Raw genomic sequence first — 25730 nt, 5'->3', positions numbered from 1 at the left:
TGAACGGGGTGACGGCTGACGAAGCGGTGTGCGACGACGACGGCGCCAACATACGGGTGGTCTCGCTGGTCGACCGGCAGCTCGAGATCGGACGCCACCTCCTGCGGTGGGACGCGGGCAACCGGTGGGCCATGGACACGGTCACCGTGGTGGCCGTCTTCCTCGGGTTCGGCCTGTCCGACGCTCTGTCCGGGCACGGGTCGTCGGACTCGCCGGTCGTCTTCGCGCAACTGCCGCCGGCGCGGATGCTGCTCCTGCAGGCCGCGCTGATCCTGCCGCTGTGGTGGCGGCGCCGGGCACCGCTGGCGACGTGCTCGGTGGTCCTCGCCGTCGCGGTGGCCCAGTGGACCGCCGGAATCATGCTGAAGGCCGACTTCGCCGTCCTCGTCGCGATCTTCAGCCTGGTCCTGCACGGTCGCCTGCGCAGTCTGCCCTGGGTCGCGCCCTGGGCGGCCGGGGCGGTGGTCGTGGGCGCGGTCCGGCTGACCGGAGACGCCTTCTACATCGCGTTCTTCCTGCTCAGCAACATCACCGCGGCGGTCGCGCTGGGTGTCGCCATCCGGATCCGCCGGGCCCAGCTGGCCGTCCTGCGCGAACGCGCGGTCCGGCTCGAGGTCGAACGTGACCAGCGCACCCGGCTGGCGGCGGCGACCGAACGCACCCGGGTCGCCCGCGAGATGCACGACATCGTCGGCCACAGCCTGGCGGTGATCGTCTCGCTGGCCGACGGCGGCGCCTACGCCGTGCACACCGACCCGCGGCGGGGCGCGGAGGCGCTCCGGCTGATCGCCGACACCGGCCGGACCTCCCTGACCGAGCTGCGCCGCATGCTCGGCGTCCTGCGCGAGGCGGGCGACAAGCCTGACCTCAGCCCGCAGCCCGGCCTCGCCGACCTGGAGTCGCTGTGCCGGCAGATCGCGGCGGCCGGGCCGCGGGTCGACTACTCCGACACCGCGGCGCTGCACACCCTCGACGTGGGCGTTCAGCTGGCCACCTACCGCATCGCGCAGGAGGCGCTGACCAACGCGCTCAAGCACGCGGGACCGCGTACCCGCATCGATCTGGCCCTGCGGGTCGACGGCCGCCGCGTTCGGCTCCGCGTCCACGACACCGGGCCACCTGCCGGTGAACGTCCCGCGCCGGCCGGCGGCGAAGGCCTCGGCATCGTCGGCATGCGCGAACGCGCCGGTCTGTACGCCGGAACGGTCACCGCCGGTCCGGCCCGCGGCGGCGGCTGGACCGTGCGGGCCACCCTCGCCCTGGAGAGCGAACCGGCATGATCACCGTGCTCATCGTCGACGACCAGCCGCTGCAGCGCTTCGGCTTCCGCATGCTGCTGGAGAGCAACCCCGACACCGACGTGATCGGTGAGGCCCGCAACGGCGCCGAGGCGGTACGCCAGGCCACCGAGCTGCGCCCCGACGTGATCCTGATGGACGTACGGATGCCCGGCCTGGACGGCATCGAGGCCACCCGGCGGATTGTGGCCGAGGGCGGACGATCGCACATCCTCATGCTCACCACTTTCGACCTCGACGAGTACGTCCACGCCGCCCTGCGCGCCGGCGCCAGCGGTTTCCTGCTCAAGGACGCGTACCCGGAGGAACTGCTGGCCGGGATCCGGGCCGTCGCGGCCGGCGACGCGGTGATCGCCCCCGCCCTGACCCGCCGCCTGCTCGACGCGTTCGCCCAGCACCTGGGCCCCGCCGACGATCAGCCGGCCGACTCGCGGCTGGGGCGGCTGACCGACCGGGAACGCGAGATCCTCGTCGCCGTCGGCCGCGGCTGGACCAACCGGGAGATCGCCGAGCGGCTGACCCTGTCCGAGTCGACGGTCAAGACCCACGTCGGCCGGGTCCTGGCCAAGATCCGCGCCCGGGACCGGGTCCAGGCCGTCATCTTCGCGTACGACCTGGGTCTCACCCGCCCGAACCGGACCCTCGGAGAGTGACCTGCCCCGTCGTTCAGCGGACAGCGAGCCCCTTCCTCCGGTCGGTGGCGCGCATGTTCAGATCGGCTCGCCGTGGCCGGAGTTGAGCATGTGCCGCACCGCGTGATGAGGTGCTGTCCTGCTTCTCACCTGCGGTGCGCGGATTCCGCACCCAGCCGCCGTGACCGGCTGTGTCCGTGTCAGTCGTTGTCGGAGCGGTAGCCGAGGTTGGGGGCGAGCCACTTCTCAGCCTCGGCGACGGTCCAGCCCTTGCGGGTCGCGTAGTGCTCGACCTGGTCGCGGCCGATCTGGCCGAGGACGAAGTACTGCGACTGCGGGTGCGAGAAGTAGAGGCCGCTGACCGCCGCGCCGGGCCACATGGCCATGCTCTCGGTCAGTTCGATGCCGGTGTTGGCCTGGACGTCGAGCAGTTGCCAGATGGTCTGCTTCTCGGTGTGTTCGGGGCAGGCGGGGTAGCCGGGGGCGGGCCGGATGCCGACGTACTTCTCCTTGATCAGGTCCTGGTTGTCGAGTTTCTCGTCGGGCTGGTAGGCCCAGAACTCGGTGCGGACCCGCTCGTGCAGGCGTTCGGCGAAGGCCTCGGCCAGCCGGTCGGCCAGGGATTCGAGCAGGATGGCGCTGTAGTCGTCCATCGCGGCCTTGAACTCGGTGATCTTGTCGGTGATGCCGAGGCCGGCGGTGACCGCGAACGCGCCGACGTAGTCGGACAGGCCGGTGTCCTTGGGGGCGATGAAGTCGGCCAGGGAGCGGTGCGGGACGCCGGTGCGGTGTTCGGTCTGCTGCCGCAGCTGGCGCAGCGTGTGGAGCACCTCGGTGCGGTCCTCGCCGGTGTAGAGCTCGATGTCGTCGCCGGCCGCGTTGGCCGGGAACAGCCCGATGACCCCGGCGGCCCGGATCCACTTCTCGGCGATGAGTTTGTCGAGCATCGCCTGCGCGTCGTCGTAGAGCTTGCGGGCGGCCTCGCCGCTGGCCGGGTTGTTGAGGATGTCGGGGAAGCGGCCCTTCATCTCCCACGCGTTGAAGAAGGGCTGCCAGTCGATGTACCCGCGGAGCTCGCTGAGTGGGTAGTCGGTGAAGGTCTTGACGAACTGGTGGGCCGCGGGCGCGGGCCGGCCGTCCTGGTGCAGGCGCGGGGACTGCGCGGCGATCAGCCGGGGGCGCGGCGGCCGGTAGCCGGTCCAGTCGATCGGCGTACGGTTGGCCCGGGCCGCCGCGATCGGCAGCATCGGCTTGGTGTCGGTGCGGGCGGCGTACCGCTCGCGCAGCGCCTCGTAGTCGGTCTTGATCTCGGCCAGCAGGCCCGGCCGCTGCTCGTCGGAGAGCAGCGCGGCGACGACCGGGACCGAACGGGACGCGTCTTTGACCCAGACGACCGGGCCGTGGTATTTCTGGTCGACTTTGACCGCGGTGTGCGCCCGGGAGGTGGTGGCCCCGCCGAGCAGCAGCGGGATTTCCAGCCCGCGGCGTTCCATCTCGGCGGCGAAGCCGACCATCTCCTCCAGCGACGGCGTGATCAGCCCGGACAGCCCGATGATGTCGGCGCCGTGTTCCTCGGCCGCGGCCAGGATCTTCTCGGCCGGGACCATCACGCCGAGGTCGATGACGTCGTAGTTGTTGCACTGCAGGACGACGCCGACGATGTTCTTGCCGATGTCGTGCACGTCGCCCTTGACGGTGGCCAGCACGACGACGCCGTTGCTGCGGCCCGCGGTCTCCGGGGTCTTGGTCGCCTCGATGTAGGGGATGAGGTACGCGACGGCCTTTTTCATCACCCGGGCCGACTTGACCACCTGGGGCAGGAACATCTTCCCGGCGCCGAACAGGTCGCCGACGACGTTCATGCCGGCCATCAGCGGGCCCTCGATGACCTCGATGGGCTGGCCGCCGCGGGCCTCGATCAGCGCCCGCAGTTCCTCGGTGTCGGCCTCGACGTGGTCGTCGAGGCCCTTGACCAGGGCGTGGGTGATGCGTTCCTCGACCGGCAGCGACCGCCAGGCGTCGTTGACGGCCTCGGCCTTGCGCCCGTCGCCGGCGAACTCGGTGGCGATGTCGAGCAGCCGCTCACCGGCGTCGGGACGGCGGTTGAGGATCACGTCCTCGATGCGTTCACGCAGCACCGGGTCGACCTCGTCGTAGACGACCAGGGCGCCGGCGTTCACGATGCCCATGTCCATGCCGGCCGCGACGGCGTGATAGAGGAAGACCGCGTGGATGGCTTCGCGGACGGCGTTGTTGCCCCGGAACGAGAACGACACGTTGGACACGCCGCCGGAGATCAGGGCGCCGGGCAGGTTCTGCTTGATCCAGCGGGTGCCCTCGATGAAGTCGACGCCGTAGTTGGCGTGTTCCTCGATGCCGGTGGCGACGGCGAAGATGTTCGGGTCGAAGATGATGTCCTCGGCCGGGAAGCCGACCTCGTCGATCAGGATGCGGTAGGCCCGCTCGCAGATCTGGCGGCGGCGTTCCAGGTTGTCGGCCTGTCCGTCCTCGTCGAAGGCCATCACGACGACCGCGGCGCCGTACTTGCGGCACAGTCTGGCCTGGGCCCGGAACTTGTCCTCGCCCTCCTTCAGGGAGATCGAGTTCACGATCGGTTTTCCCTGTACGCAGCGCAGCCCGGCCTCGATGACCTCGAACTTCGACGAGTCGATCATCAGCGGGACGCGGCTGATGTCCGGTTCGGCGGCGATCAGCTTGACGAAGCGGTCCATGGCCGCGACGCCGTCGATCATGCCCTCGTCCATGTTGATGTCGATGACCTGGGCGCCGTTTTCCACCTGCTGCCGGGCGACCGAGAGCGCGGTGGGGTAGTCGCCGTCGCGGATGAGGTTGCGGAACCGGGCCGAGCCGGTGATGTTGGTGCGTTCGCCGACGTTGACGAACAGCGACTCGGCGGTGATGTTGAGCGGCTCCAGCCCGGACAGCCGGGTCGCCGCCGCCGGGGTGGCCGGCACCCGCGGGGTGAGGCCGTCGACCGAGGCGGCCATCGCGGCGATGTGGTCGGGGGTGGTGCCGCAGCAGCCGCCGAGCACGTTGAGCAGGCCGCTCTGGGCGAACTCCAGCACGATGGCGGCGGTCTGGGCCGGCAGTTCGTCGTACTCGCCGAACTGGTTGGGCAGACCGGCGTTGGGATAGCAGGAGACGAAGCAGTCGGCCAGCCGCGACACCTCGGCCAGGTACGGTCGCATCTCCTGCGCGCCGAGGGCACAGTTGAGGCCGACGAGCAGCGGCCTGGCGTGCCGTACGGAGTTCCAGAACGCCTCGGTGACCTGCCCCGACAGCGTGCGCCCGGAGGCGTCGGTGATCGTGCCGGAGATCATCACCGGCCAGCGCCGCCCGCGTTGCTCGAACAGGGTCTCCAACGCGAAGATGGCGGCCTTGGCGTTGAGCGTGTCGAAGATCGTCTCGATCATCAGGATGTCGGCGCCGCCCTCGACCAGGCCGTTGGCCTGCTCCAGGTAGGCCTCGACGAGTTCTTCGTACGAGGTGTTGCGGGCGCCCGGGTCGTTGACGTCGGGTGAGATCGACGCGGTCCGGTTGGTCGGGCCGAGCGCGCCGACCACGAACCGGGGTTTGGCCGGGTCGGCCTCGGTCGCCGCGTCCGCCTCCAGCCGCGCCAGGCGGGCCGACTCGAGGTTGAGCTCGTAGGCCAGCTCCTGCATGCCGTAGTCGGCCAGGGAGATCCGCTGGGCGTTGAACGTGTTGGTCTCGATCAGGTCGGCGCCGGCCCGCAGGTATTCGCGGTGGATCTCGCGGATCGTGTCGGGCTGGGTGAGCGAGAGAAGATCGTTGTTGCCGCGTACGTCGGACGGCCAGGCGGCGAACCGTTCGCCCCGGAAGTCCTGTTCGCTGAAGACGTGTCGCTGGATCATCGTGCCCATCGCGCCGTCGAGCACGAGGATCCGTGACCGGAGAAGCTCGGTCAGCTGGGCCGTGGCGTCCGGGCGCAAGAGCATCCGGCGATTGTCTCAGGCGGAACGGCCAACCGGCCAATCCGGCTCATCCGTGATGGCTCAGATGTGAGGGACGCCGCACTATTTCCGGATCGGGACGAACAGGCTTATTCGCGGCATAAAGGAAGGCCGGGCGGAGTCGAGGGGGCGACTCCGCCCGGCGGAGGGGGATGAGGCTTCTACTCCCCCCAAGCGCCCGGCGAACACACGGGGGCGGGGGAGGAACGGCGGTGCGGCCGTCCGGTCAGAAGTCGTCGTCGAAGCTGACGCTTCCGGTGACGCCGACCTGATAGGCGGAGACGCGCCGCTCGAAGAAGTTGGAGAGCTCCTGCACGTCCTGCAGTTCCATGAAGGCGAACGGGTTCTTGCTGCCGTACAGCGGCTCGATGCCCAGCACACCGAGACGCCGATCAGCGACGTGCTGCAGGTACTCACGCATGTCGGCCAGGGACATCCCGGAGACGCCCTGTTCGAGCAGGTCGGCGGCGAACTGGACCTCGCACTCGACGGCCTCGGAGAGCATGTCCCTGACCTGCTGTTCCATCGCGGCGTCGAACAGGTCGGGCTCTTCGGAGCGGACGGTGTCGACGACGTCGAACGCGAAGGCCATGTGCATCGACTCGTCGCGGAACACCCAGTTGGTGCCCGACGCGAGTCCGTTGAGCAGGCCGCGGGAGCGCAGGAAGTACACGTACGCGAAAGCCCCGTAGAAGAACAGGCCCTCGATGCAGGCGGCGAAGCAGATCAGGTTGAGCAGGAACGCGCGCCGATCGTCTCGGGTCTTGAGTTCCCGCATCTCGAAGATCGAGTCGATCCAGCGGAAGCAGAATTCCGCCTTGCGGGCGATCGATGGGATGTTCTCGACCGCGGCGAACGCTTCGAAGCGCTCCTTCTCGTCCGGGACGTAGGTGTCGAGCAGGTTCAGGTAGAACTGGACGTGTACGGCCTCCTCGAACAGCTGGCGGGACAGGTAGAGCCGGCCCTCGGGGGAGTTGACGTGCTGGTAGAGGTTGAGCACCAGGTTGTTGGCGACGATGGTGTCGCCGGTGGCGAAGAACGCGACCAGCCGGGACACCAGGTGCTGCTCGGCGGGGGAGAGCTTGGCCAGGTCGGCGAGGTCGGTGTGCAGGTCGACCTCCTCGACGGTCCAGGTGTTCTTGATGGCGTCCTTGAACCGGTCGAAGAAGTGCGGGTACCGCATCGGCCGCAGGGTCAGGTCCATGCCGGGGTCGAGCAGCATGCGCCTGTCGTCGGTCGCGCGGGGGGAAGGAATCGTGGTCACTGGCAGGCCTCGCAAGACTCGGGGTTTTCCAGGGAGCAGGCGATCGCCTCGTCGACGACGACCGTCGAGACGGCCGGAGCGATCGGCACGGTCGCCTGCTGAATGCGCGTCGCGGGGCGCGAGCGCAGGTAGTACGTGGTTTTCAGCCCGGTCTTCCAGGCGTAGTTGTACATCGAGGAGAGCTTGCCGATGGTCGGTGCGCTCAGGAACAGATTCAGTGACTGGGACTGGTCGATGTAGGGCTGCCGGGCGGCGGCCAGGTCGATCAGCGCCCGCTGCGGGAGTTCCCAGGCCGTGCGGAACAGTTCTCGCACGTCCTCGGGAAGGTCGGCGATGCCCTGCACGGAACCCTCGGCCCGCTTGATCTGCTCGCGGATGGCCGGGGTCCAGAGGCCGCGCGCCTTCAGTTCGCGTACCAGATAGGTGTTGATCTGCAGGAACTCGCCGGACATGGTCTCGCGCTTGAACAGGTTGGACACCTGCGGCTCGATGCACTCGTAGCAGCCGGCGATCGAGGCGATGGTGGCCGTGGGAGCGATGGCGATCAGCAGGCTGTTCCGCAGACCGCGCTCGGCCACGCGGGCCTTCACGGCCGCCCAGCGCTCGGCCTGGGTGACCTCGGTGCCCCACAGTTCGTGATGCAGATCGCCCTTGGCCGCGCGGGTCTCCGCGAAGGCGGGGTGGGCGCCGAACTGCTCGGCCAGGCCGGCCGAAGACTCCAGCGCGGTCAGGAAGATCTCCTCCTGAACGCGGGTGGACAGTTCCTTGGCCTCGGCCGAGTCGAACGGCAGCCGCAGCCTGAAAAACGCGTCCTGCAAGCCCATCAGGCCCAGGCCGACCGGCCGCCAGCGCGGGTTCGACGCTTCGGCCTGCTTGCTCGGGTAGAAATTGATGTCGATCACCCGGTCGAGGAAGACGACGGCGGTGCGTACGGTCGACCGCAGCTTGTCCCAGTCCACGCCGTCGGCGGTGACGTGGGCGCCAAGGTTGATCGAGCCCAGGTTGCAGACCGCGGTCTCGTCGTCCGAGTTCACTTCGAGGATCTCGGTGCACAGGTTGGACAGGTGGATGTTGTTGCCCGGGGCGCCGGTCTGGTTGGACAGGCTGTTCGAGCGGTCCTTGAACGTCATCCACCCGTTGCCGGTCTGAGCCAGGGTGCGCATCATCCGCCCGTACAGATCACGGGCCTTGACGGTCTTGACGGCCTTCTTCTCGGCGGCGCGGTAGGCCTCGTCGAAGGCCTCCCCGTAGAGGTCCGGCAGCTCCGGGGCGTCGGACGGGTCGATCAGCGACCACTCGCCGTCGGCTTCGACGCGGCGCATGAACTCGTCCGGGATCCAGTTGGCCAGGTTGAGGTTGTGGGTGCGCCGCGAGTCCTCGCCGGTGTTGTCGCGCAGCTCGAGGAACTCCTCGATGTCGGGGTGCCACGGCTCGAGGTAGACGCAGGCCGCACCCTTGCGCCGGCCGCCCTGATTGACCGCCGCCACACCCGCGTCGAGCGTCTTGAGGAACGGGACGATGCCGTTCGACTTGCCGTTGGTGCCCCGGATGAGCGCGCCGCGGCCGCGGACCCGGGACCAGGAGATGCCGATGCCGCCGGAGAACTTGGACAGCTTCGCCACCTGGTGGTAGCGCTCGTAGATCGAGTCCAGTTCGTCCTTCGGCGAGTCGACCAGGAAGCACGACGACATCTGGGTGTGCCGGGTGCCCGAGTTGAACAGCGTGGGCGAGCTGGGCAGATAGGCCAGCGACGACATCAGCCGGTAGAAGCCGATCGCCTCGGCCGGCGTCTGCGACAGACCACAGGCGACGCGCAGCAGCCAGTACTGCGGAGTCTCCACGACCTCACGGGTCTCCGGGTGGCGTAGCAGGTAACGGTCGGCCACGGTACGCAGCCCGAAATACTCGAACCGCAGGTCCCCCGCGACGTCGATGGCGTCGTCCAGCTTCCGGGCGTTGCGGGTCACGAACGCCAGGGTCCCGTCGCCGATCAGCCCTTGCTGGTGGGCGTAGCGGATGGACTGCGAGAAACTCGCCACCCCTTGGCCACGGACTTCCTTGTCCACGTACGCCGCGAGCAGACGCGCCGCCAGCCTCGAATACTGAGGCTCCTCGCCGATCAGCTCGGCGGCCGTCTGGATCGACAGCTTGTCCAGCTCGGCGGTGGTCGCCCCGTCGTACAGGCCGCTGATCGTCTTGGTCGCCACCCGCAGCGGGTCCACCTCGTCGAGGTCCTCGACCCAGCGTTCGACCGCCCTGACGATCTTGTTGACGTCCACCGGTTCGGTGTCGCCATTACGTTTGCTGACCTGCATCATCGTCATCGTCCCCCTTACGCCGCAACCCAAAAGGCCGACGAGCGCGCAGGGGTACGCCACCGGGCGCCTGTCAGGGCGCCGGCTGTCGGCGTCGGCCGTCCCGCGCGGCCTTCGACCGCCGCACACTCCTCGCGTGCGGCGCGCTGGCAGGTCTTCGGACTCGCGGGCGCCGTACTCGTTCCTACTGACCGTCGCTTCCCAGGCTCGCGCCCAGTGCTTCATGACGGCGTTCGTTCCCACTCACCGCTGCGGGGCAGTCCCGGACTCACACCGGGTTCCCTCTTGCCTCGACCCTCCCGGATGGAAGATCGAACCAGCTGCGAGCAACACCATATATGGATGCCGGTCCGGAAGGGCAACACCACATGGTGTGTCGGCGTGTCGCGCACCTCACGTCACCGTGGGTGCGTCGCCGGTCGCGCACGGCGGTCCTTCCCCGACCTGGACAAGGTGGACCGTTCGGCCCTCACGCAACCCGATCAGCTAATTATCAAGAGCATCGGTTGTGATCTCCGGCCGCCCGGTGAAACAATTTTCGGCACCTGTTCGCACGGCAAAATCGGGGAGATTTTCATGGGAAAGTTAATGCGCGCCGTCGCGGCGGCAGCTACCGGATTAGCGATTGTCGCGGTGATCCCGGCCGCATCGTCGGCGACCGCCGATAAAGGCGGAAAATCAACTTCGGTAACTGTACGCGTCGAGGGCGAGAGCGGCACTATATTCGAGCACATCATTCAGACGACCGGGCACGACGTCACCACCGTCGCGGGCGGGACACACCACTGCGACGGCACCAACAACGGAGCGAACCCGCGCCGCGGCGCGACGCCGACCAGCGCCCTCGACGACGCGTCCAAGGCGGCCGGTTTCACCTGGGACGCCACCTATTCGACCAGCTTCGACGACTTCCTGGTCACCAGGGTCGGTGGGGACGCGCAGACGGCCACCCAGTTCTGGGGCATCCTGGTCAACGGCGCGCTGACCCCGGTGGGTGGTTGCCAGGTGGTCCTGCACCGGGGCGATGAGGTGCTGTTCGCCTTCGACGCCTTCGCCAAGAACCAGGTGCTCTCGCTGCGCGGTCCCGGCACGGTCCACGCGGGGCGAACGGCCACCTACGTGGTGACCGACCGGTCCACCGGAGCGCGCGTCGCCGGTGCCTCGGTCAACGGGACCGTCACCGACGCCTCCGGCACGGCGAAGCTGACCTTCCCGGTGCCGGCGCAGGTGACCGTCAAGGCGGACAAGGCCAATGCGATTCGCTCGAACGCGGTGACGACGAAGGTGGTCAGGTAGCTCCCGGACCCGAGGGTACGGCCGGGTAACCGATGAACAGGCCGAGGCGGGGCCGGCGCAACAGTTCAGGGGCGGAACGTACGCCCGCGCCGGCACCGCCACCGACCCCCACGGCGGGCCACGCTCCAGCACCCACGCCCGCGGCACCGCAACCGGACCGGCTCCACAAGGCCACGGCGATCAGCACGTCGATCGGCACCCTTCTGGTGGGTGTCGCCGCCGTCATCGCCCTGGTCTTCAGCACCATCGCCACCCGCGCGACCAACGACACCGTCACCGCGGCCAAGAAACAGGTCGAGCTCACCCGCCGGCAGGTCGAGCTCACCGAACGCGGGCAGATCACCGACCGGTTCACCGCCGCGGTGGAACAACTCGGCTCGGACGACTCGGAGGTCCGGCTCGGCGGGCTGTACGCCCTCGAACGCATCGCCAAGGACTCCGAGACCGACCAGCCCGTCGTCATCGAGGTGGTCGGCACCTTCGTACGGGAGAACGCGAAGCCGGCCGGCACCCCGCCGGCCAAACCGGTGAGCCCTCCGCGAGCCGAGCCGGCCGAGGTGCCGCCCCCGGCCGTCGACGTCCAGGGCGGAGTCTCGGTCATCGGCCGCCGCGAGATGCGAGCGGTGGCGGACATCATCGACCTCTCCCACATCAACCTCGCGGGACTCGACGCCAACATCCCCGACCGGCCGGCGCAGAACTTCGCCAAGGCGCTCCTGGAAGGCACGGACCTCAGCTCGGCCGACGTGGGGCGGGTCAATTTCACCGGGGCCCAGATGCGCGACGTGCGGCTGGTGGCCGCCTCCGGTTCGCGGTCGAACTTCACCATGACGGCCATGAGTCACGCCGACCTGACCCGCGCGGAACTCAACGGGGCAGTGATGCTCGGCGTTCGGCTCGACCGGGCCACGGCCCGGCGAGCCGCGTTCGACGGCGCCGATATGAGCAAGGCGATCCTGGTCAACGCCGATCTGCGTGACGCCCAGCTCGGCGGCGTGAACTTCATGGAAGCCAACCTGGTCAACGCCGACCTGCGGTCCGCCTACCTCGGCGGGGCGCAGTTCCCGAAGGCCGACCTGACCGGCGCCAAGGTCACCGCCGATCAGCTCAACACGGCCGTCGTGGACGGCACGACGAAGTTGCCCCGGGGCCTTGCCCTGATCGACGGCAAGGTCCGCACCGTCCCGTGAGGAGCAGCATGCGGAAAATCCTGACCCTTCTCATCGTCGTCATCGGCGCAGCCGGCTCCCTCACCGGCTGCGGTACCGCACGCGACGTGACCATCGCCAAGACGAGGATCGTGTCCCTGTCGCCGACCGCGACCGAGACCCTGTTCGCCATCGGCGCCGGGTCGAGCGTGATAGCGGTCGACGACAAGTCCGACTTCCCGGCCTACGCGCCCCGGCAGAAGGGCCTGTCCGGCTTCCAGCCCGACTCCGCGAAGATCCTCGCCTTCAAACCCGACCTGGTCATCATCGCCAACGACTTCACCGACACCACCGGGGTGAAGCTCACCGAAGCGTTGCAGAAGAAGGTGAAGGTGCGACTCGCGGAGGCGCCGTCCACGTTGGAAGGCGTTTACCAGCAGATCACCGAGCTCGGGGACGCCACCGGCTACCCGGGCGGCGCCGAGGACCTGATCGCCAAGATGCGTACCCAGATCGATGACATCGTCAGCGAGGTGAAGCGCCGACCGCAACCACCGCGCTACTACCACGAGATCGACGGCCAGTTCTACACGGCGACCTCACAGACCTTCGTCGGATCCATCTACAGCCTCTTCGGCCTGCTCAACATCGCCGACCCCTTCGACACCCGGGGCAACGGCTACCCCCAGCTCAAGCCGGCCGACATCGTGCAGGCCGACCCCGACCTGATCTACCTCGCCGACTCGACCTGCTGCAACCAGTCGGCCGGTTCGGTGACGGCCAGACCCGGCTGGAACACGATCAAGGCAGTGCACAACCGCCAGGTGTACGTCCTCGACGACGCCGTCGCCTCACGGTGGGGGCCACGCGTCGTCGACCTCACCCGCGCCATCGCGGCGACTCTGAAATGAGCCACACCGCCCGTTCGCTTCAGGCCGAGAAACCGAGCTCCGCGACGTACGCGTGATCGGCGGAACGCAACGACAGTCCCAGCACCACGAAGTCGTCGTACAACCCCGGCGGAACCTCGGTGTCGACCCGCACCCGGACAGACAGGTGGGCCGGTGACGCGATCCCGTCCAGATCCACGGCGACGTCCTTGCTCCCGCCGTCAGCGGTGGTCAGCCGGACCGCGGTCAACTCGGTCTCGGTCGAGTGCGTCGGATCACCCGCCGACGTCTGATGCGCGATCACGGTCACCAGGTGCCCCGGGTAGCCGGCGAACGTCTGCACCGACTCCGTCCGCAGCACCAGCACCACGGAGTCGTCGCCCGCGGCATCGATCTTGCGAAGCGTGACCGGAAGCTCCAACGACAGCCCCGCATAGGAAGCGTCGCCGTAGACACCGGGCTCATCACCGACGTGGGAACGCCCCTGCCAGATCAATTCCGAATTCTGAGAAAACATGACAAACCTTTCCCCGGGATGTCTGCCGACCAGCGCCAATCCTATAGGCCCGGCCACTCAGAAAACGTGTTCAGCTCCGTCGGTGGCCGCATGTCGCGGACCGAGAAAATCTCACCTTGATTCCTGGTGATCAAATTGCACGAAGATCGTTGTGGGAGGCTGAACCGGCGATATCCCACGGCCGGACGCCGGTGGCCCCGCTGAGCAAAGACCTCATGATCGGGGCGGGCCGACCATGAATGTCGCGATCTTGAATCTCATTCCCCGGAATAGACGCGCACGAGATAGGCAAGCAACGTTGCGCATAGTAAAGTCGTAAAGCCGCCTCGGGAAAGTGATCTCCGCATCGGATGCCTGCGTCCGCTGTGCTCGTCGTCGCAGGCGCCTATCGACGTTGATGTCGAGGAGGTGAGGCATGGAGGGTGTCGTTGAAGTGACCGATGCGCCACTTCGGTGAGTCCGCACGGTCAGCCGCGATATTGCCACGAAACCAGGGTTTCGGAGGGAAGAACTCCTGGCTAAACTCGTGTTCGAGGTTGAGTAGCCAGGAGTGCCCCAAGATTCACGTCATGCGGCATCGCTGCAAGTGTCTCAATCACTTGCAGCGGGCTGCGACGGAATCGTGTTGGATTTCGATCAGCCCTCGCCCATGTTCACTTGCCTCCTTTCAATGATCGTTCCTCGTCCCAGGACCAACGAAGGCCATATTTCCGGCCTTGTTCGCAGCTCAAGAATTCATGATCGACGAACCCGTTGGGAGCGATCTCGAGAACTTCCGGCGCCGAGCCTTCCGGCGGCCTCGCTCCCTCAACCTGAACGCCGAGATCGAAGAACCAGCACATCGAAGGAAGATCGACCGGGTCGAACTGGGCGCGAACGGTGAGGGCTCGCATGCTCAATCCGCGGACCTCGTAGAGAATCGTCGGACGGCAGGGCCGCTCCGAGCCGAAGTGGATGCTGTAGGCGAAGAAGTATTTGTCCCCGGCCCGGAGGCGGCGCGAGAACCGGAGCCGACCTGAGCGCCCGCCCTGCGGCAGGTCGGTCAGCGGCCCGTCCAGGGCGCAGTTGGCCAGGGGTTCGATCTGGACGGGCGCGTCCGGCTCGTTGTAATACCAGCCGACGGCCTCGTAGTGGTCCACTTCGTCGTGCGCCGTCAGCCACCGGTAGCTGATCGACTGGATGCCGCGCCGGCCCCGGAACCGGTAGAGGACGTCGGTACGGTCGAACGAGATCGGGAAGGTCGTGGCCGGGATGTGGGGCTCGGTCTTTCGGTATTTGTCCCAGCCACCTGTGCGGTTGAGTTCCATCATGCGCTCGCCGAGGCGCTTCGCCAGGTGGTGAGCGGCCGTGAGCCAGTATCCCCGGTATCGCTCGAGCGGGTCGTCGCTGCCGGAGTAGACCGGTTCCTCAGCCTGGGCGGCGTGGCGCCAGCGGCCGGCTACCGAGTCGAACTGACGGCCGACGTAACGGTCCTGCGGCAGCCGGAAGGCGGCCTGCGCGGCGGCTCGCCACCGCGGGTTGTCGATCGCGTTGACGAGCTCGTGCAGGACGTCCAGCAATGCCGCGGCTTTCCCCTCCACCTCCCACCCCGTCGGGAAGTGAGGCAGATCCAGCAGTTCCGGGCTGTCCTGGAGCAGCCGCAGGGCATTGGGCCCCGGTCCACGCACCATCTTGCGAAGAGCAGCCTCGGGTGAGCCTGCCGGTGGTTCCCCACCCCCAGGTCGTCTGGGCACCTCATTCCCCTCCCCGCTCGTCAACTTCGCCATGTTGCACCCCACCGGGTGGGGAGTGCTTTCCTGCAAGCAAACGAACAGCAGCGACAGTTCGTGAGCGTACGGCAACGTCCACTGTGCGGAGGAATCAGCTCGCCGATGCTGATTCGCATTTAGCGAGGCTGTGCGACCGTCCGCGCATTGTCGCCAACAGTATCGGCGATGAGTGATCAACAGGTCAGTCGTGCCGTGGAGACGATAACGGGCGACCGCCTTGAACCTCAAGCCAAGACACTCGGAGGGAGGCTGATCCGCATGGAGCCGCGTTCGGCATCGGAGCACCTCGAGAAGATCTGCGATTTCGTGACGTACGACCTTGGCTGGTTGAGTGCGGCATGCGACCGCGGGGAACTGCCGTTGGCCAAGTTCCTGCACCATGTGCGCCGGCAGACCACGGGTGTGCGGACAACACTCGCCTTGCTGGAACAGCCCGACGATCGACTCATGTATGGCTGCCTGCTGGAAACCTTCAGGGCGTGCGATGCCATAGCCGCGCGACGGATCCAGCGCCACGATTGGGTGTTGACGATGCTCCCCGAGCTGGCGGCGGCGCTGTCGTCAGGTCCGCGCGTGCGGGACGTCCGGCCCGCCCGTGTACGGGCCCGATGACATGCGGATCGACAGACGGCGCGGCACAGCGGTGGCCGGTCTGTCGTTCGTGCTGGCCCTCTGCATGCCCGTCATGGAACGCGCGCAAGGGGCACCGACCGAGCGACCGTCGGACGAAATGGTCGTCTACTGCCTGATCGATGAGCGACGCGTACGCCTGGTCGAAGCCGCGATCCTGCTCGGATCGGCCCGCACCGGCAGCACACCCGAGCGCCTGCACCTGGCCGGCGGCGCGGTGATTGACGTCCGGAGCTGGCCCGTGGTGTCACCGGACAGCTTCGGACGGGCCTGCGAGGCCCTGCGCTCGGCCGAATATCCGCCCCCGGGGTCACGGCCGCAAGCGGGCGCCGCCCCGTCGATCACGCCGGTGCTGATCTCCGGGACCACCGGCGTCCTGCTGACCTTCATGCTGATGGAGTGGCGCCTGGCCCGGGATCGTCGCCGCGCCACCGCCGACCGCCTCCGTGCCGGCGGCGTGCGGTTTCGTCGCGCGGTAGGTGTGATTGTCAACCAGCGGCTCACTGCCGTCACCGTCCACCCGGATGCCGTCGCGTGTCTTGCCCACCGCGACGATCTGAGCTCGGACGTGGCCAAAGTCCTCCTCGATGAGCCGGGATCCTCCATCGGGCCGCGGGTGCTGAAGATGCTGGCGGACGCCACCATGATCGACGCCCTGACGACCGCGAGAGCGCAGTCGTCAGCGCAACGGCAGGCCACGATGCGCGCCCTCACGGACTGGGCATTGAGCGTCGAGGTCGCTGTCGAGCAGCTGGCGCGGGCGGTCGAGAAGGCCTTCCCAACGAGGCTACGTACCAACGGCGGGGTGGCTGACCGATGACTGGGAATCCCTTCTTGCTACCCGGGCGTGGCCTGGACAATCGCGATCCTCTGTGCCCGTGGGCCGATCCTGCGCATGACGAGCTCTACGTGGACATAGGCAACTCGCTCGAGGAGTACAACAAGTTCGCCGCGATGGTCGACGTCGCGGCCGAGGTCCGTCGGGTGGCCACGCTCTTCGTCGTCGTGGGCGACGTCGGTTGCGGCAAATCCGCCTTCCTGCATCGTTGCGTGTCGCGGCTGCGTAACGCCATCGGTCTGGAGACCGTGGTGTTGTTCGACCTGGCCAACGAGACACGCTTCGGAGTCGAGGCCCGGGTCCAGGCCGATCATGTCGCGCGCCGGGTCGTGGATCTCGCCGAGTCGGACGGCACCTTCGCGCAGCAGGATCAGGAGCGCCTGGACCGCAAGGCCCAGGACCCGCACCAGACCTTCCCGTTCCTGGCGGACCTGCTCAACCGGACCGGCCGGCACGGTGTCGTGATATTGCCGCCCGTGGAGGTCGCCGAGACCTTACGGATCTACGCGAACCTCGCCCGTCCTGGCCTGACCTTCTTCGTCGAGACGAGCAACGTCGATCTGCTCCGGGAAGTACCGTTTCTCATCACAGCCGCCCGGTTGTCGCTGCACCGGCTCAACCCATTGCGGATCGGCGACGGATGGCGCTTCATCCAGGCACGGCTCGGCCCGCAGCCGGCCCAGATCCGCATCCGGCGCGAGACGGCGGTCGAATACATGCGCACAAGGATCCGCGGGCAAGGACAGATCAGTATCCGTGAGCTCGAACTCACGTGCCGGCACGTCTACGCCGAAGCTGCCGAGAGAGCTTCAACCGAGATCGACTTCTCAGACTTCCAGAGTTACTACATCAGGCGGGGAGTGTTGAGGTGAACACCTTTCATCAGTCGGCCGGGGCAAGGGACCGGCTCGCCTTCAACCCCTTCCCGGCCGCCGCCGTGGCCAGCCCGATCTCCAGCGGATCGGCGGAACCGTCGCTGACCATCGAGACAGAGGCCATCAGGTCCGCACGGCGACACATTCTGGCCTACCTCGGGTCGGCCGGTGACGACGACGGGGCTCCTGGCCGCGGAACCGTGTTCACGGTCGTGGGCGAGTACGGCACCGGCAAGACGCACCTGGCATTGCACATGCTCAGGCAGATTTCCGATTCCGACGACCTGGACGTTGTCAGGCCGATGTACCTGGACGCACCGGGAGGGGATGTCTTCACGCTCTACCGAGATCGCTTCATCCCGAAGCTCGCCTCACTCGACGTGAACGATCGCGTGCTCGAGTACTACGCCGATGTCGTGGCTGAGGCGCTCAGCTCGTCGGACCTGACCGCACCGCTCGCCTCCCGGCTCAGCGCTCGAGACGTCACTGCTGAGAACGTCATCCAAGACCTTGGCCTCATGGAGTCCGACCTGCGGCGCAGGTTGTGCGACCGGCTTCGGCGAGTGACCCAGCGGGAGGACTTCGCGACCGCCTTGACTCTCTACCCGCGGCCCGAGTTCCGCCACGCGGTCTGGGAGTGGTTCCGCGGCGCCGACCCCGACGCGGCCCTGGTCGAACGTGGCATCGAATCGAAGATTCAGTCGGAGGAGGACGCGCTGGCCGCCATCGGGGTCTTCGCGCTGCTCTATGGGCATCAGGGCAAGCGTCTTGTCGTCGTCTTCGACGAGATGGAGAAGATCCTGTCGACGTCAGGGGCGGATGGACGGACGGCCCGCGTCGCCCAGGCGTTCAAGCGTCTGTTCGAGATCGCCCACGAGACCAACTCCCTGTTTGTCCTGTGCGGATTGCCTGACTTCCTCGACGCCCTGCCGACCGACGTACGGCAACGGGTCAACGATGTCCTGTGGCCGGGACGCCTGAACAACGCGAACGTCACCGAATACATCCAGGGAGTCTTGACCAGGGCCTTCGGCGTCAGCGACATCGCGCCCTTCACGGAGGCCGGCATCGGGTATCTCACCGAGCTCGCCGGTGGGAACGCGCGCGCCGTCGTCCGACTCTGCTACCTCAGCTACGCTCGCGCGGTGGGCGAGCGGGCGCGGGTCGATCCGCCGTTCCTCCGGGAGGTGGCCCGCGAACAGTACGAGGCGGAGCGCACCGACGACGTCGCCCAGGACATCGAGAATGTGCTCACCCGCTCCGGCTGGCGCTACGAACGCGACGTCGAGTTGAAGATTCCGAAGTCTCGTGCGCGCGCCGGCCAACGGGTTGACTTCTGGCTGCCCATCGGGGATGCCGGCGCCGGTTGCGCGATCGTCATCTCCCCGTCCGTCCTGCAGGACGGCGACGTCACGAGCCTGACCAAGACGCTCACACGAGCCTCCACACCCCAGGCACGACGGTCGTTCCTGCTGGTCATCAACGGCTATCTGTCGGAAGCGAAGCGCCCCGTGCTCGAGGCAGCCTACGACCGGGTGATCACCCGCGGGACCGTGCAATTCACATCCGCGCTGACCGACGCGGTGCACGCCCTGGTGACGCAGGTGGACGTCCATGTTCGGGACGCGACCATGATGCGGGTCAACGACCAGCTCGATCGGCTTGTCCGGCAGAACATGGCCCTGCAGTCGGCGATGGAGCGGCTCGGCCGCCAGAGTTCAGCGGGCGAGGCCATGAGCGACGCCGCGGAACTGGGGCTGCGGCGCGTGTTCGGGCGGCTCGCCGGCGCTCAGAGCACGGAGTTCCCACCCGACTTCAGCAAGACGCGTACGGTCTTCGATGGAATACTCCGCCGTCTCGACGCCGTGGTGGAGCCGATAGATCTGATCCTCTCGACCGCCCCGCCCACCAAGCGGCCGGTCCGCTCGCTCAGCGCGCAGCTTCTGAGCTCACCCGACCTGTTCACCGGGGCCTCGTGCGCCATCATGCTTCGCAGCGTCACCCTGTCGTTCCGCCGGGGCGTCGTCTCCCAGCTCAACACCGTGGGTCGGTTGGACTCGCAAGACTTCGCCGGCGACATCGCCGATCTGTGCGGAGCGATGAACAGCACCATGAACTCGTCCGGCATCCGGCAACTGGGTGCGGCTCTCGACAAGTGGACGAGGGTCGTGGGTTCGCACGCGGAGGAGAGGCCTCTGATCGACACCCTCCGCCGGCTCGGTGCCGACGTCCACCACGCCATCACGCGCGACCTCGAGGACTCGACGGTCGGTTAGCCGGCAAGGCACCTTCCGAGCGGGAACGATCGGACTGCCGAGAGGTGTCCGTGCCGTGGATGAGGCCGCTAGTGCTCGGTCCCGGGGGTGTAGAGGTCGTCCTCGGTGACGACCGGGGCGATGTCGTCCTCCGGGCGGCCGACCCGCGCGGCCGCGCCGAACATCGCGCCGCGGGCCGGGTGCACCGGGGCGAAGGACGCGAAGCCGCGGCGCTGCGGGATGTCGTCGTAGACCGCCTCCATGCCGCCGCGCAGTAGGTAGGTCTCGTGCCAGAAGCCGGTGCCGCCGCTGTCGCGCAGGAAGTCGCGCCACCACCGGCGGTGCGGCTCGGAGCGGGCCCAGGCCAGCAGCGCGGGCAGGTCGCGCCAGTACTGGCGGATGCCGAGGTGCATGGGGAACAGCGACCACAGGAGCGGCTCGTGTGCCAGCAGGCCGTCCGGTTGGTCGTCCGACCGGTCGATCCGCGGGCCGCGGGCGATCAGGGTGCGCAGGCCGTAGAGCCGGTTGACGCGCATACCCAGATAGACCACCACCAGGTCGGGATAGGACGACAGGTCGACGGTCTCTCGATTGACGCGGCTCAGCATCGCCGGATCTCCTTCCGGTCAGGGATCCTCCGATGGTAGGGCCGCGCACCGATCATCCACCTGATCCGTACGAGCCTTGTCCGACCTCCTCCCGCACCCGCAGGACCACCACCCGCTCGGGACGTGCGCCGGGGATGCGGAGTCCGGTGACGGCCAGAGCCCGACCACTCAGGACGATGCCGGTGCCGTCGTGGTACCAGGACGGCGGCGCGAGGCCGTCGTCCGGCGCGCCGACGACGACGGGAACGACGCGGTACCGCCGGTCCGGGTCGAGGCCGGGCAGCGTGAACCGCCCCCGGGGCGAACTCTCGTAGCGGCTCAGGTAGCCCAGGAACACCAGCGCCTCCGACCGGTCCGCGCTCACGACGCCGTGGATGGACAGGGTGGGGTCGCTGTCGTCCGAGCGGATCACGTCGCCGGTGTGCAGCAGCTCCCGGTGCGCCTTGTGGAACGCCACCCACTCGGCGAGGTCGTGGATCTCGCTCGCCGAGGCCTTGGCGAGGTCCCATTCGATCCCGAAGTGCCCGCGGACGGCGGTGCCGGCCCGGAACGACAGCTCGTGCCGCCGCCCGGTCGTCTCGTTGACCGGCGAGCCCACGTGCGCTCCGACCAGTTCGGGCGGGAGTAGCTGCATGGTCCACAGGTCGATGCCCTGGCGTTCGAGAGGGTCGACGCAGTCGCTGGCCCAGACCCGGTCCGTACGCTCGATGACGCCGAGGTCCACGCGCCCACCACCGGAGGAGCAGGACTCGATCTCGAGCCCCGGGAAGCGCCGCTTGAGCTCGTCCATGAGGCGGTACGCCGCGAGCGTCTGCCGGTGCACGCCCGCGGCGCCGGTCGGCAGGCTGCCCGCGTCGACGAGGTCACGGTTGTGGTCCCACTTCACGTAGGCGATGTCGTAGTCGGACAGGACCCGGGACATCTGTTCCAGGACGTGGGCGTAGGCCTCGGGGCGGGCGAGGTCGAGGACCTGTTGGTGCCGGCCGCGGACCGGGAGTCGTCCGCCGGTCTGCATGACCCACTCGGGATGCGAGCGGGCCACGTCGCTGTCCTCGTTGACCATCTCGGGCTCGAACCACAGCCCGAACTCCATCCCGAGCTGGGTGACCCGGTCGACCAGCGGGGACAGGCCGTCCGGCCACACCGTCTCGTCGACGACCCAGTCGCCGAGACCGCGCCGGTCGTCTCGGCGTCCGCGGAACCAGCCGTCGTCGAGGACGAAGCGCTCGATCCCGAGTGCGGCCGCGCGTTCGGCGAGGTCGACGAGCCGGTCGACGTCGTGGTCGAAGTACACCGCCTCCCAGACGTTGAGCGTGACCGGCCGGGGCCGCGCGGGATGGGTGGCCCGGCCCCGCAGGAAGCGGTGGAAGCGGCGTGCCTGGTCGTCGAGCCCGTCGCCGTACGCCGCGTAGAGCCAGGGCCCGCGGTAGTCCTCGTCCCGCCCGAGCCGGACCTCACCCGGGAGCAGGAGCTCGCCGCCGCCGATGACCTGCGCGTCGGTGGCGAGGCGTTCCGCGAAGTGCCGGTGGTTGCCGCTGAAGGCCACGTGCACACCCCAGACCTCGCCGCGGGTGAAGCCGAAGCCGGGGACACCGGCACTGAGGATCGTCGCCGCGTCGTGGCCGGTGCGTCCCTTGCGGCCCTCGCGGTCGTGGATCCCGGTGACGAGCGCGCGGCGCTGCGGGATGCGCTCCTTGCTCCAGCGGCCCGCGAAGTCGAGGATCTCCCGCGCCCGAGAGGGGATCGGCATGGCCAGGCTGAGGTCGCTGACCGTGTACGCGGTGCCGCCGTGGTTGGTCAGGCCGGCCCGGGTGCGCAACAGCCCGCTGGCCAAGAGTTCGACCTCGAGTTCGAGACCGAGCATGGCCACCTCGTCACGGGCGTGGAACACGATGGCGCAGGGCCCGCCGTCCACCAGCCCGTCGTCCACGGTCGCTCCGGGCCCGACGTCGAGGCTGGTCACCTGGAACCGGGGTGACCAGTCCGCGCCGTCGCGGTGCCCCGCGACGCCGGGCCGGCCCGGCCAGCCGGCGTGATGTTCGGGGAGGATGGCCAGGCGGACCGGCTCGTCCACGACGTTCCCCTCGCGGGGCTCCACGTCCGCGGTGCTGAGCGCGCGCAGGTCCTCCCTCGACTGGGCACCCAGTGCGGCACCCCAGTGCACCACGGCCGGCAGCCGGCCCCGCGTCGAGTCGAGGACGACGCTCACACCGGCCGCGGTGAGGTGCACGAGCACGTCCGGCGCGGACTGTGGCACGTCCGTCACGACAGCGCCGTCAGACGCAGGTCGAGGGTGCGCGTCTCGGGACGCAGGAGCGCGTCCGGCCACGCGTCGGGTCCACAGGCCCGTGAGCCCAGGCCGTTCTGAGCCGCGTCCAGGTAGAGGTGGCTGTGTCGCGGCGTGGGCAGCTCGTGCTGGTGCGTCGCCTGGCCCACCTCCTGCGCCGTGTGCCGCGCCAGGGTGAACCCCGGTCGCCGGCCCTGATGGTCCGCGGCGGCCTCGACCCGGAGCCAGTCCCCGCCGGCCGTGCCGAGGTCCAGGCTGCGCAGGTCGCTGCGGTGACCGCTCTCCTGGGGCCACGCGTAGGGGAACGTCAGGTCGGCGATGCCGGCCTGGTAGCGGCCGACGAGTACACCACGACGGGAGTCGGGGTACGACTCCCCGGGACCCGTGCCGAACCACGCCGCCCGGTCCACCTCGACGGGCAGGTCGAGGCGGACACCCAGTCGGGGCCACACGAGGTTCCAGCGGGAGGAGGGGATCAGCCGCAGGCCGAGCCGGACGCCGTCACCCTCGGCCTGCCAGAGCTCCTCCACGGTGACCGAGAGGCGCGAGTCGGCGGCGGCCCAGCGGCTGCTGCGCCGGAGCCCTTCGGCGGTCCGGTGCAGGCTCACCAGACGTCCGTTCATCCGGTCGAGGCCGGCGTCCCGCCACTGGGCGGCGTACGACGGCCCCGGCGTGCCCAGTCCCAGGTGCTCCATCGGGTCGGTCGCGTCGTAGCTGCCCAGGTGCGAGCCGGCGTCGTTGTCGGTCGGGGCGCGCCAGAGAGCGAGCAGCGGACCACGGACCGGCGAGCCGGCCAGGGCCACGAGGTGGCCGTCCGCGAAGTCGGCCGGGCCGATGGAGTAGTCACCCGTGCGGGGGAGCGCGGTCTCGTTCGCCGGCCTCCTCGTCGGCTTGGTGGCGACGGGACCGGTGGGAGCGGTCGAGGCCTGGGCGGAGGCCAGGACGTGGCCGGCCGGGGCCCACGCCGTCTTGTCACGCAGTGCCGCCGAGACGGTGAACCACTCCTCGCCCGCTCCGGCCCGCACTCCCTCGCCGGGCAGCGTCAGCTCGGCCACGGCGGTGCCGCCCGCTGCGACGGGTCCGCCGTCGTCCCCCACGACCTCCAGCACCCCCTCGCGGACGACCCGGCCGTCGTGCTCGAGGCGCCAGGGAAAGACAAGGTCGTCCGTCGGCGCGGAGTGCCGGGCGTTGGTGACGGTCACGACGACGCCGCGCCCGTCCGTGCGGACGTCGAAGTGGATCGGGGCCACCACCGCGGCGAACTCGACGAGGCCCGGTGTGGGTGTCCCGTCCGACAGCACCATGCCGTCCATGCAGAAGTGGCCGTCGTGGACGCCGGTCTCCCCGAAGTCACCGCCGTAGCCGAAGTACTCCACCCCGTCCGCCGTACGGGTGCGCAGGCCGTGGTCGCGCCACTCCCAGACGAAACCGCCGTGGAGCCTGGGGTAGCGCCGCACGAGGTCCTCGTAGAGGTCGATGCCCCCGGGGCCGTTGCCCATCGCGTGGACGTACTCGCAGAGCAGGAAGGGCCTCGTGCGCTGCCGGGCCGACTCGGCCACGGAGGCCTTCTCGAGCGCGCCCGTCGAGTCGCTGCCGATGCTCACGACCTCGGCGATCGAGGGGTACATGCGCGAGTAGACGTCGGTGTACTCGCCGGCGCGGTCGCCCTCGTAGTGGACGGGGCGCTCCGGGTCGCGCGCGTGGACCCACGCGGCCATGGCGGCGAGGTTGGCCCCGGTGCCCGACTCGTTGCCGAGCGACCACATGACGACGCTCGGGTGGTTCTTGTCCCGCTCGACGGTCCTCTCGATGCGGTCGAGGAAGGCGTCACGCCACCGCGGGTCCTCGCTCGGGTTGCCCATCCACTCGTCGATGCCCGGCGCCAGGGCGCTGCCCCCGTGGTGGAAGGAGTGCGTCTCCAGGTCGCATTCGACCATGACCCAGAAGCCGAGCTCGTCGGCGAGGTCGAGCATCCGCGGGTGGGGCGGGTAGTGCGCGGTGCGGATCGCGTTGACGTTGTGGCGCTTCATCAGTTCGAGGTCTCGGCGTACGAAGTCCTCGTCGAAGCCGCGGCCCAGATCGGGATGGGTGTCGTGCCGGTTCATCCCGTGCAGGACGACGCGGCGGCCGTTGACGAGGAAGCGGTCGCCGACGACCGCCACGGTCCGGAACCCCAGCCTGAGCGAGACCGTCTCCGCACCGCCCGCGGAGACGACCGTCGCGTCGTACAGCCGCGGTCGCTCCGCCGTCCAGGGCCGCACGACGCCCACGTCCACGGGTGCGGTGTCGTCCGGGGCCGCCCACTCGACGTCGACCCCGAGCTCGGGGATCCGCAGCCGCACCGGGTACGCGGTGTCCGCGGCCGTCAGCTCGGTGGTGACGAGTCCGTGCCCGCTGGTGTGGTCGTAGTCCGCCCGGAGCCAGACGTCCTCGATGCCACCGACCGGCCGGGCCTGGAGGGTGACGTCACGGAAGATGCCGGGGAGCCACCACTGGTCCTGGTCCTCGACGTACGTCGAGGCCGACCACTGGTGCACCCGTACCGCCACGGTGTTGACGCCGGCCGTCACGACGCCGGTGACGTCGAACTCACTCGCGAGCCGCGAGCCGGTGCCGACGCCCACCTCGGTCCCGTTGACCCAGACCCGATAGCGCGACTCGACGCCGTCGAAGCGCAGGACGACGGACTCGTAGGTGCCGCGGTCGAACCACTCGGCCGGGACGACGACGGTGCGACGGTGGTCGCCGGTGGGGTTCTCGTCCGGCGTGAACGGCGGGTCCTGCGGGATGGGCAGCTGCACGTTGGTGTACTGCGGCGAGCCGTAGCGCCCCTCACCGTGCAGCACCCAGTGGCTCGGCACCGGCAGGGTGTCCCAGCCGGAGTCGTCGTAGGCGGGCCCGGCGAACGCGTCCGGTGCCTCGCCCTCTGGCAGCACCCCGGGTGCGCCGAGCGTGCCCGGCACGCCGGCCAGGAGGCGGAACCGCCAGTCCCCGTGGAGCGACAGGTGGGGCGCGTCCGTGTGGAGCCACGACCGCGCCCGCCGTCGTGGGCCACTGCCGGGGCCGACGTCGTACAGGTAGGAGATCGTTTCCTGGTCCTGGGGCAACGTTGGTCC

17 protein-coding genes and 1 riboswitch are annotated in these 25730 nt (G+C 68.9%); of the genes, 9 read left to right on the top strand and 8 right to left on the bottom strand.

Features of this window, described 5'->3' with window-relative positions:
* Positions 1–8: 8 nt before the first annotated feature.
* Both ACGFIO_RS28210 and ACGFIO_RS28205 read left to right on the top strand, forming a co-directional pair.
* Entirely contained in the window at positions 9–1280 is a 1272-nt protein-coding gene (locus ACGFIO_RS28210; protein ID WP_392830158.1) for a sensor histidine kinase, read from the top strand.
* Positions 1277–1951, top strand: a complete 675-nt coding sequence (locus ACGFIO_RS28205) for a response regulator (RefSeq protein ID WP_392830156.1) — start codon at positions 1277–1279, stop codon at positions 1949–1951. Before ACGFIO_RS28210 ends, ACGFIO_RS28205 begins: the two co-directional genes overlap by 4 nt.
* 179 nt (positions 1952–2130) lie before the next feature.
* Here the strand turns inward: ACGFIO_RS28205 and metH are convergent, their stop codons facing one another.
* The 3 genes from metH to ACGFIO_RS28190 all read right to left on the bottom strand — a co-directional run bounded on the left by metH (position 2131) and on the right by ACGFIO_RS28190 (position 9510).
* Positions 2131–5907: a methionine synthase gene (metH, locus tag ACGFIO_RS28200; RefSeq protein WP_392830154.1), complete on the bottom strand. Its 3777-nt coding sequence runs from the start codon at positions 5905–5907 to the stop codon at positions 2131–2133.
* A gap of 241 nt (positions 5908–6148) precedes the next feature.
* Entirely contained in the window at positions 6149–7144 is a 996-nt protein-coding gene (locus ACGFIO_RS28195; RefSeq protein ID WP_392830152.1) for a ribonucleotide-diphosphate reductase subunit beta, read from the bottom strand.
* Positions 7145–7182: 38 nt separating this feature from the next.
* Positions 7183–9510, bottom strand: coding sequence for a ribonucleoside-diphosphate reductase subunit alpha (locus ACGFIO_RS28190; RefSeq protein ID WP_392830150.1), 2328 nt, complete (start codon positions 9508–9510; stop codon positions 7183–7185).
* Between the two features lie 121 nt (positions 9511–9631).
* Positions 9632–9837, bottom strand: a riboswitch (cobalamin riboswitch).
* A gap of 6 nt (positions 9838–9843) precedes the next feature.
* Here ACGFIO_RS28190 and ACGFIO_RS28185 point away from each other — a divergent pair.
* From ACGFIO_RS28185 to ACGFIO_RS28175, 3 genes are all read left to right on the top strand, one after another.
* The gene (locus tag ACGFIO_RS28185) at positions 9844–10797 is read left to right on the top strand and encodes a hypothetical protein (protein WP_392830148.1); all 954 of its coding nucleotides are present in this window, start codon (positions 9844–9846) and stop codon (positions 10795–10797) included.
* Between the two features lie 206 nt (positions 10798–11003).
* A complete protein-coding gene (locus ACGFIO_RS28180; RefSeq protein WP_392830147.1) occupies positions 11004–11987 on the top strand; it encodes a pentapeptide repeat-containing protein in 984 nt (327 codons plus the stop codon).
* Positions 11988–11995: 8 nt separating this feature from the next.
* On the top strand, positions 11996–12856 hold the full coding sequence (locus ACGFIO_RS28175) for an ABC transporter substrate-binding protein (RefSeq protein WP_392830145.1): 861 nt from the start codon (positions 11996–11998) through the stop codon (positions 12854–12856).
* A 19-nt stretch (positions 12857–12875) separates the two neighbouring features.
* On the opposite strand, the gene ACGFIO_RS28170 is transcribed toward ACGFIO_RS28175, so the two are convergent.
* Together ACGFIO_RS28170 and ACGFIO_RS28165 are read right to left on the bottom strand one after the other, a co-directional pair.
* The gene (locus ACGFIO_RS28170; RefSeq protein ID WP_392830143.1) at positions 12876–13352 is read right to left on the bottom strand and encodes a hypothetical protein; all 477 of its coding nucleotides are present in this window, start codon (positions 13350–13352) and stop codon (positions 12876–12878) included.
* Positions 13353–14005: 653 nt separating this feature from the next.
* Positions 14006–15118: a hypothetical protein gene (locus ACGFIO_RS28165; protein WP_392830141.1), complete on the bottom strand. Its 1113-nt coding sequence runs from the start codon at positions 15116–15118 to the stop codon at positions 14006–14008.
* A 168-nt stretch (positions 15119–15286) separates the two neighbouring features.
* On the opposite strand from ACGFIO_RS28165, the gene ACGFIO_RS28160 reads away from it, so the two are divergent.
* The 4 genes from ACGFIO_RS28160 (at position 15287) to ACGFIO_RS28145 (ending at position 19740) form a co-directional block, all read left to right on the top strand.
* The gene (locus tag ACGFIO_RS28160) at positions 15287–15733 is read left to right on the top strand and encodes a hypothetical protein (RefSeq protein WP_392830139.1); all 447 of its coding nucleotides are present in this window, start codon (positions 15287–15289) and stop codon (positions 15731–15733) included.
* A gap of 31 nt (positions 15734–15764) precedes the next feature.
* Complete coding sequence (locus tag ACGFIO_RS28155; RefSeq protein ID WP_392830138.1) at positions 15765–16571, top strand: hypothetical protein; 807 nt, start codon at positions 15765–15767, stop codon at positions 16569–16571.
* Between the two features lie 89 nt (positions 16572–16660).
* Positions 16661–17461, top strand: a complete 801-nt coding sequence (locus tag ACGFIO_RS28150) for a hypothetical protein (protein WP_392830136.1) — start codon at positions 16661–16663, stop codon at positions 17459–17461.
* A gap of 65 nt (positions 17462–17526) precedes the next feature.
* Positions 17527–19740 carry a hypothetical protein gene (locus ACGFIO_RS28145; RefSeq protein ID WP_392830134.1) on the top strand — a complete coding sequence of 738 codons (2214 nt, stop codon included), beginning with the start codon at positions 17527–17529 and terminating at the stop codon, positions 19738–19740.
* Positions 19741–19808: 68 nt separating this feature from the next.
* On the opposite strand, the gene ACGFIO_RS28140 is transcribed toward ACGFIO_RS28145, so the two are convergent.
* The 3 genes from ACGFIO_RS28140 to ACGFIO_RS28130 are packed head-to-tail and all read right to left on the bottom strand — an operon-like array spanning position 19809 to position 25721.
* Entirely contained in the window at positions 19809–20327 is a 519-nt protein-coding gene (locus tag ACGFIO_RS28140; RefSeq protein WP_392830132.1) for a monooxygenase family protein, read from the bottom strand.
* Positions 20328–20379: 52 nt separating this feature from the next.
* A complete protein-coding gene (locus ACGFIO_RS28135) occupies positions 20380–22593 on the bottom strand; it encodes an alpha-galactosidase (RefSeq protein WP_392830130.1) in 2214 nt (737 codons plus the stop codon).
* Entirely contained in the window at positions 22590–25721 is a 3132-nt protein-coding gene (locus tag ACGFIO_RS28130; RefSeq protein WP_392830128.1) for a glycoside hydrolase family 2 TIM barrel-domain containing protein, read from the bottom strand. Before ACGFIO_RS28130 ends, ACGFIO_RS28135 begins: the two co-directional genes overlap by 4 nt.
* Positions 25722–25730 lie beyond the last annotated feature (9 nt).

This window comes from Actinoplanes sp. NPDC049265, from assembly GCF_043197135.1.
GTDB lineage: Bacteria > Actinomycetota > Actinomycetes > Mycobacteriales > Micromonosporaceae > Actinoplanes.
The sequence above is the reverse complement of the archived record's forward strand: the minus strand, read 5'-3'. Positions and strand labels throughout refer to the sequence as shown.

Coding starts and splice junctions, on each gene's coding strand:
- ACGFIO_RS28205 (WP_392830156.1), top strand. CDS start 1,277: ATGATCACCGTGCTCATCGTCGACGACCAGCCGCTGCAGCGCTTCGGC.
- metH (WP_392830154.1), bottom strand. CDS start 5,907: ATGCTCTTGCGCCCGGACGCCACGGCCCAGCTGACCGAGCTTCTCCGG.
- ACGFIO_RS28195 (WP_392830152.1), bottom strand. CDS start 7,144: ATGCTGCTCGACCCCGGCATGGACCTGACCCTGCGGCCGATGCGGTAC.
- ACGFIO_RS28190 (WP_392830150.1), bottom strand. CDS start 9,510: ATGACGATGATGCAGGTCAGCAAACGTAATGGCGACACCGAACCGGTG.
- ACGFIO_RS28185 (WP_392830148.1), top strand. CDS start 9,844: ATGCCGGTCCGGAAGGGCAACACCACATGGTGTGTCGGCGTGTCGCGC.
- ACGFIO_RS28175 (WP_392830145.1), top strand. CDS start 11,996: ATGCGGAAAATCCTGACCCTTCTCATCGTCGTCATCGGCGCAGCCGGC.
- ACGFIO_RS28170 (WP_392830143.1), bottom strand. CDS start 13,352: ATGTTTTCTCAGAATTCGGAATTGATCTGGCAGGGGCGTTCCCACGTC.
- ACGFIO_RS28165 (WP_392830141.1), bottom strand. CDS start 15,118: ATGGCGAAGTTGACGAGCGGGGAGGGGAATGAGGTGCCCAGACGACCT.
- ACGFIO_RS28160 (WP_392830139.1), top strand. CDS start 15,287: ATGAGTGATCAACAGGTCAGTCGTGCCGTGGAGACGATAACGGGCGAC.
- ACGFIO_RS28140 (WP_392830132.1), bottom strand. CDS start 20,327: ATGCTGAGCCGCGTCAATCGAGAGACCGTCGACCTGTCGTCCTATCCC.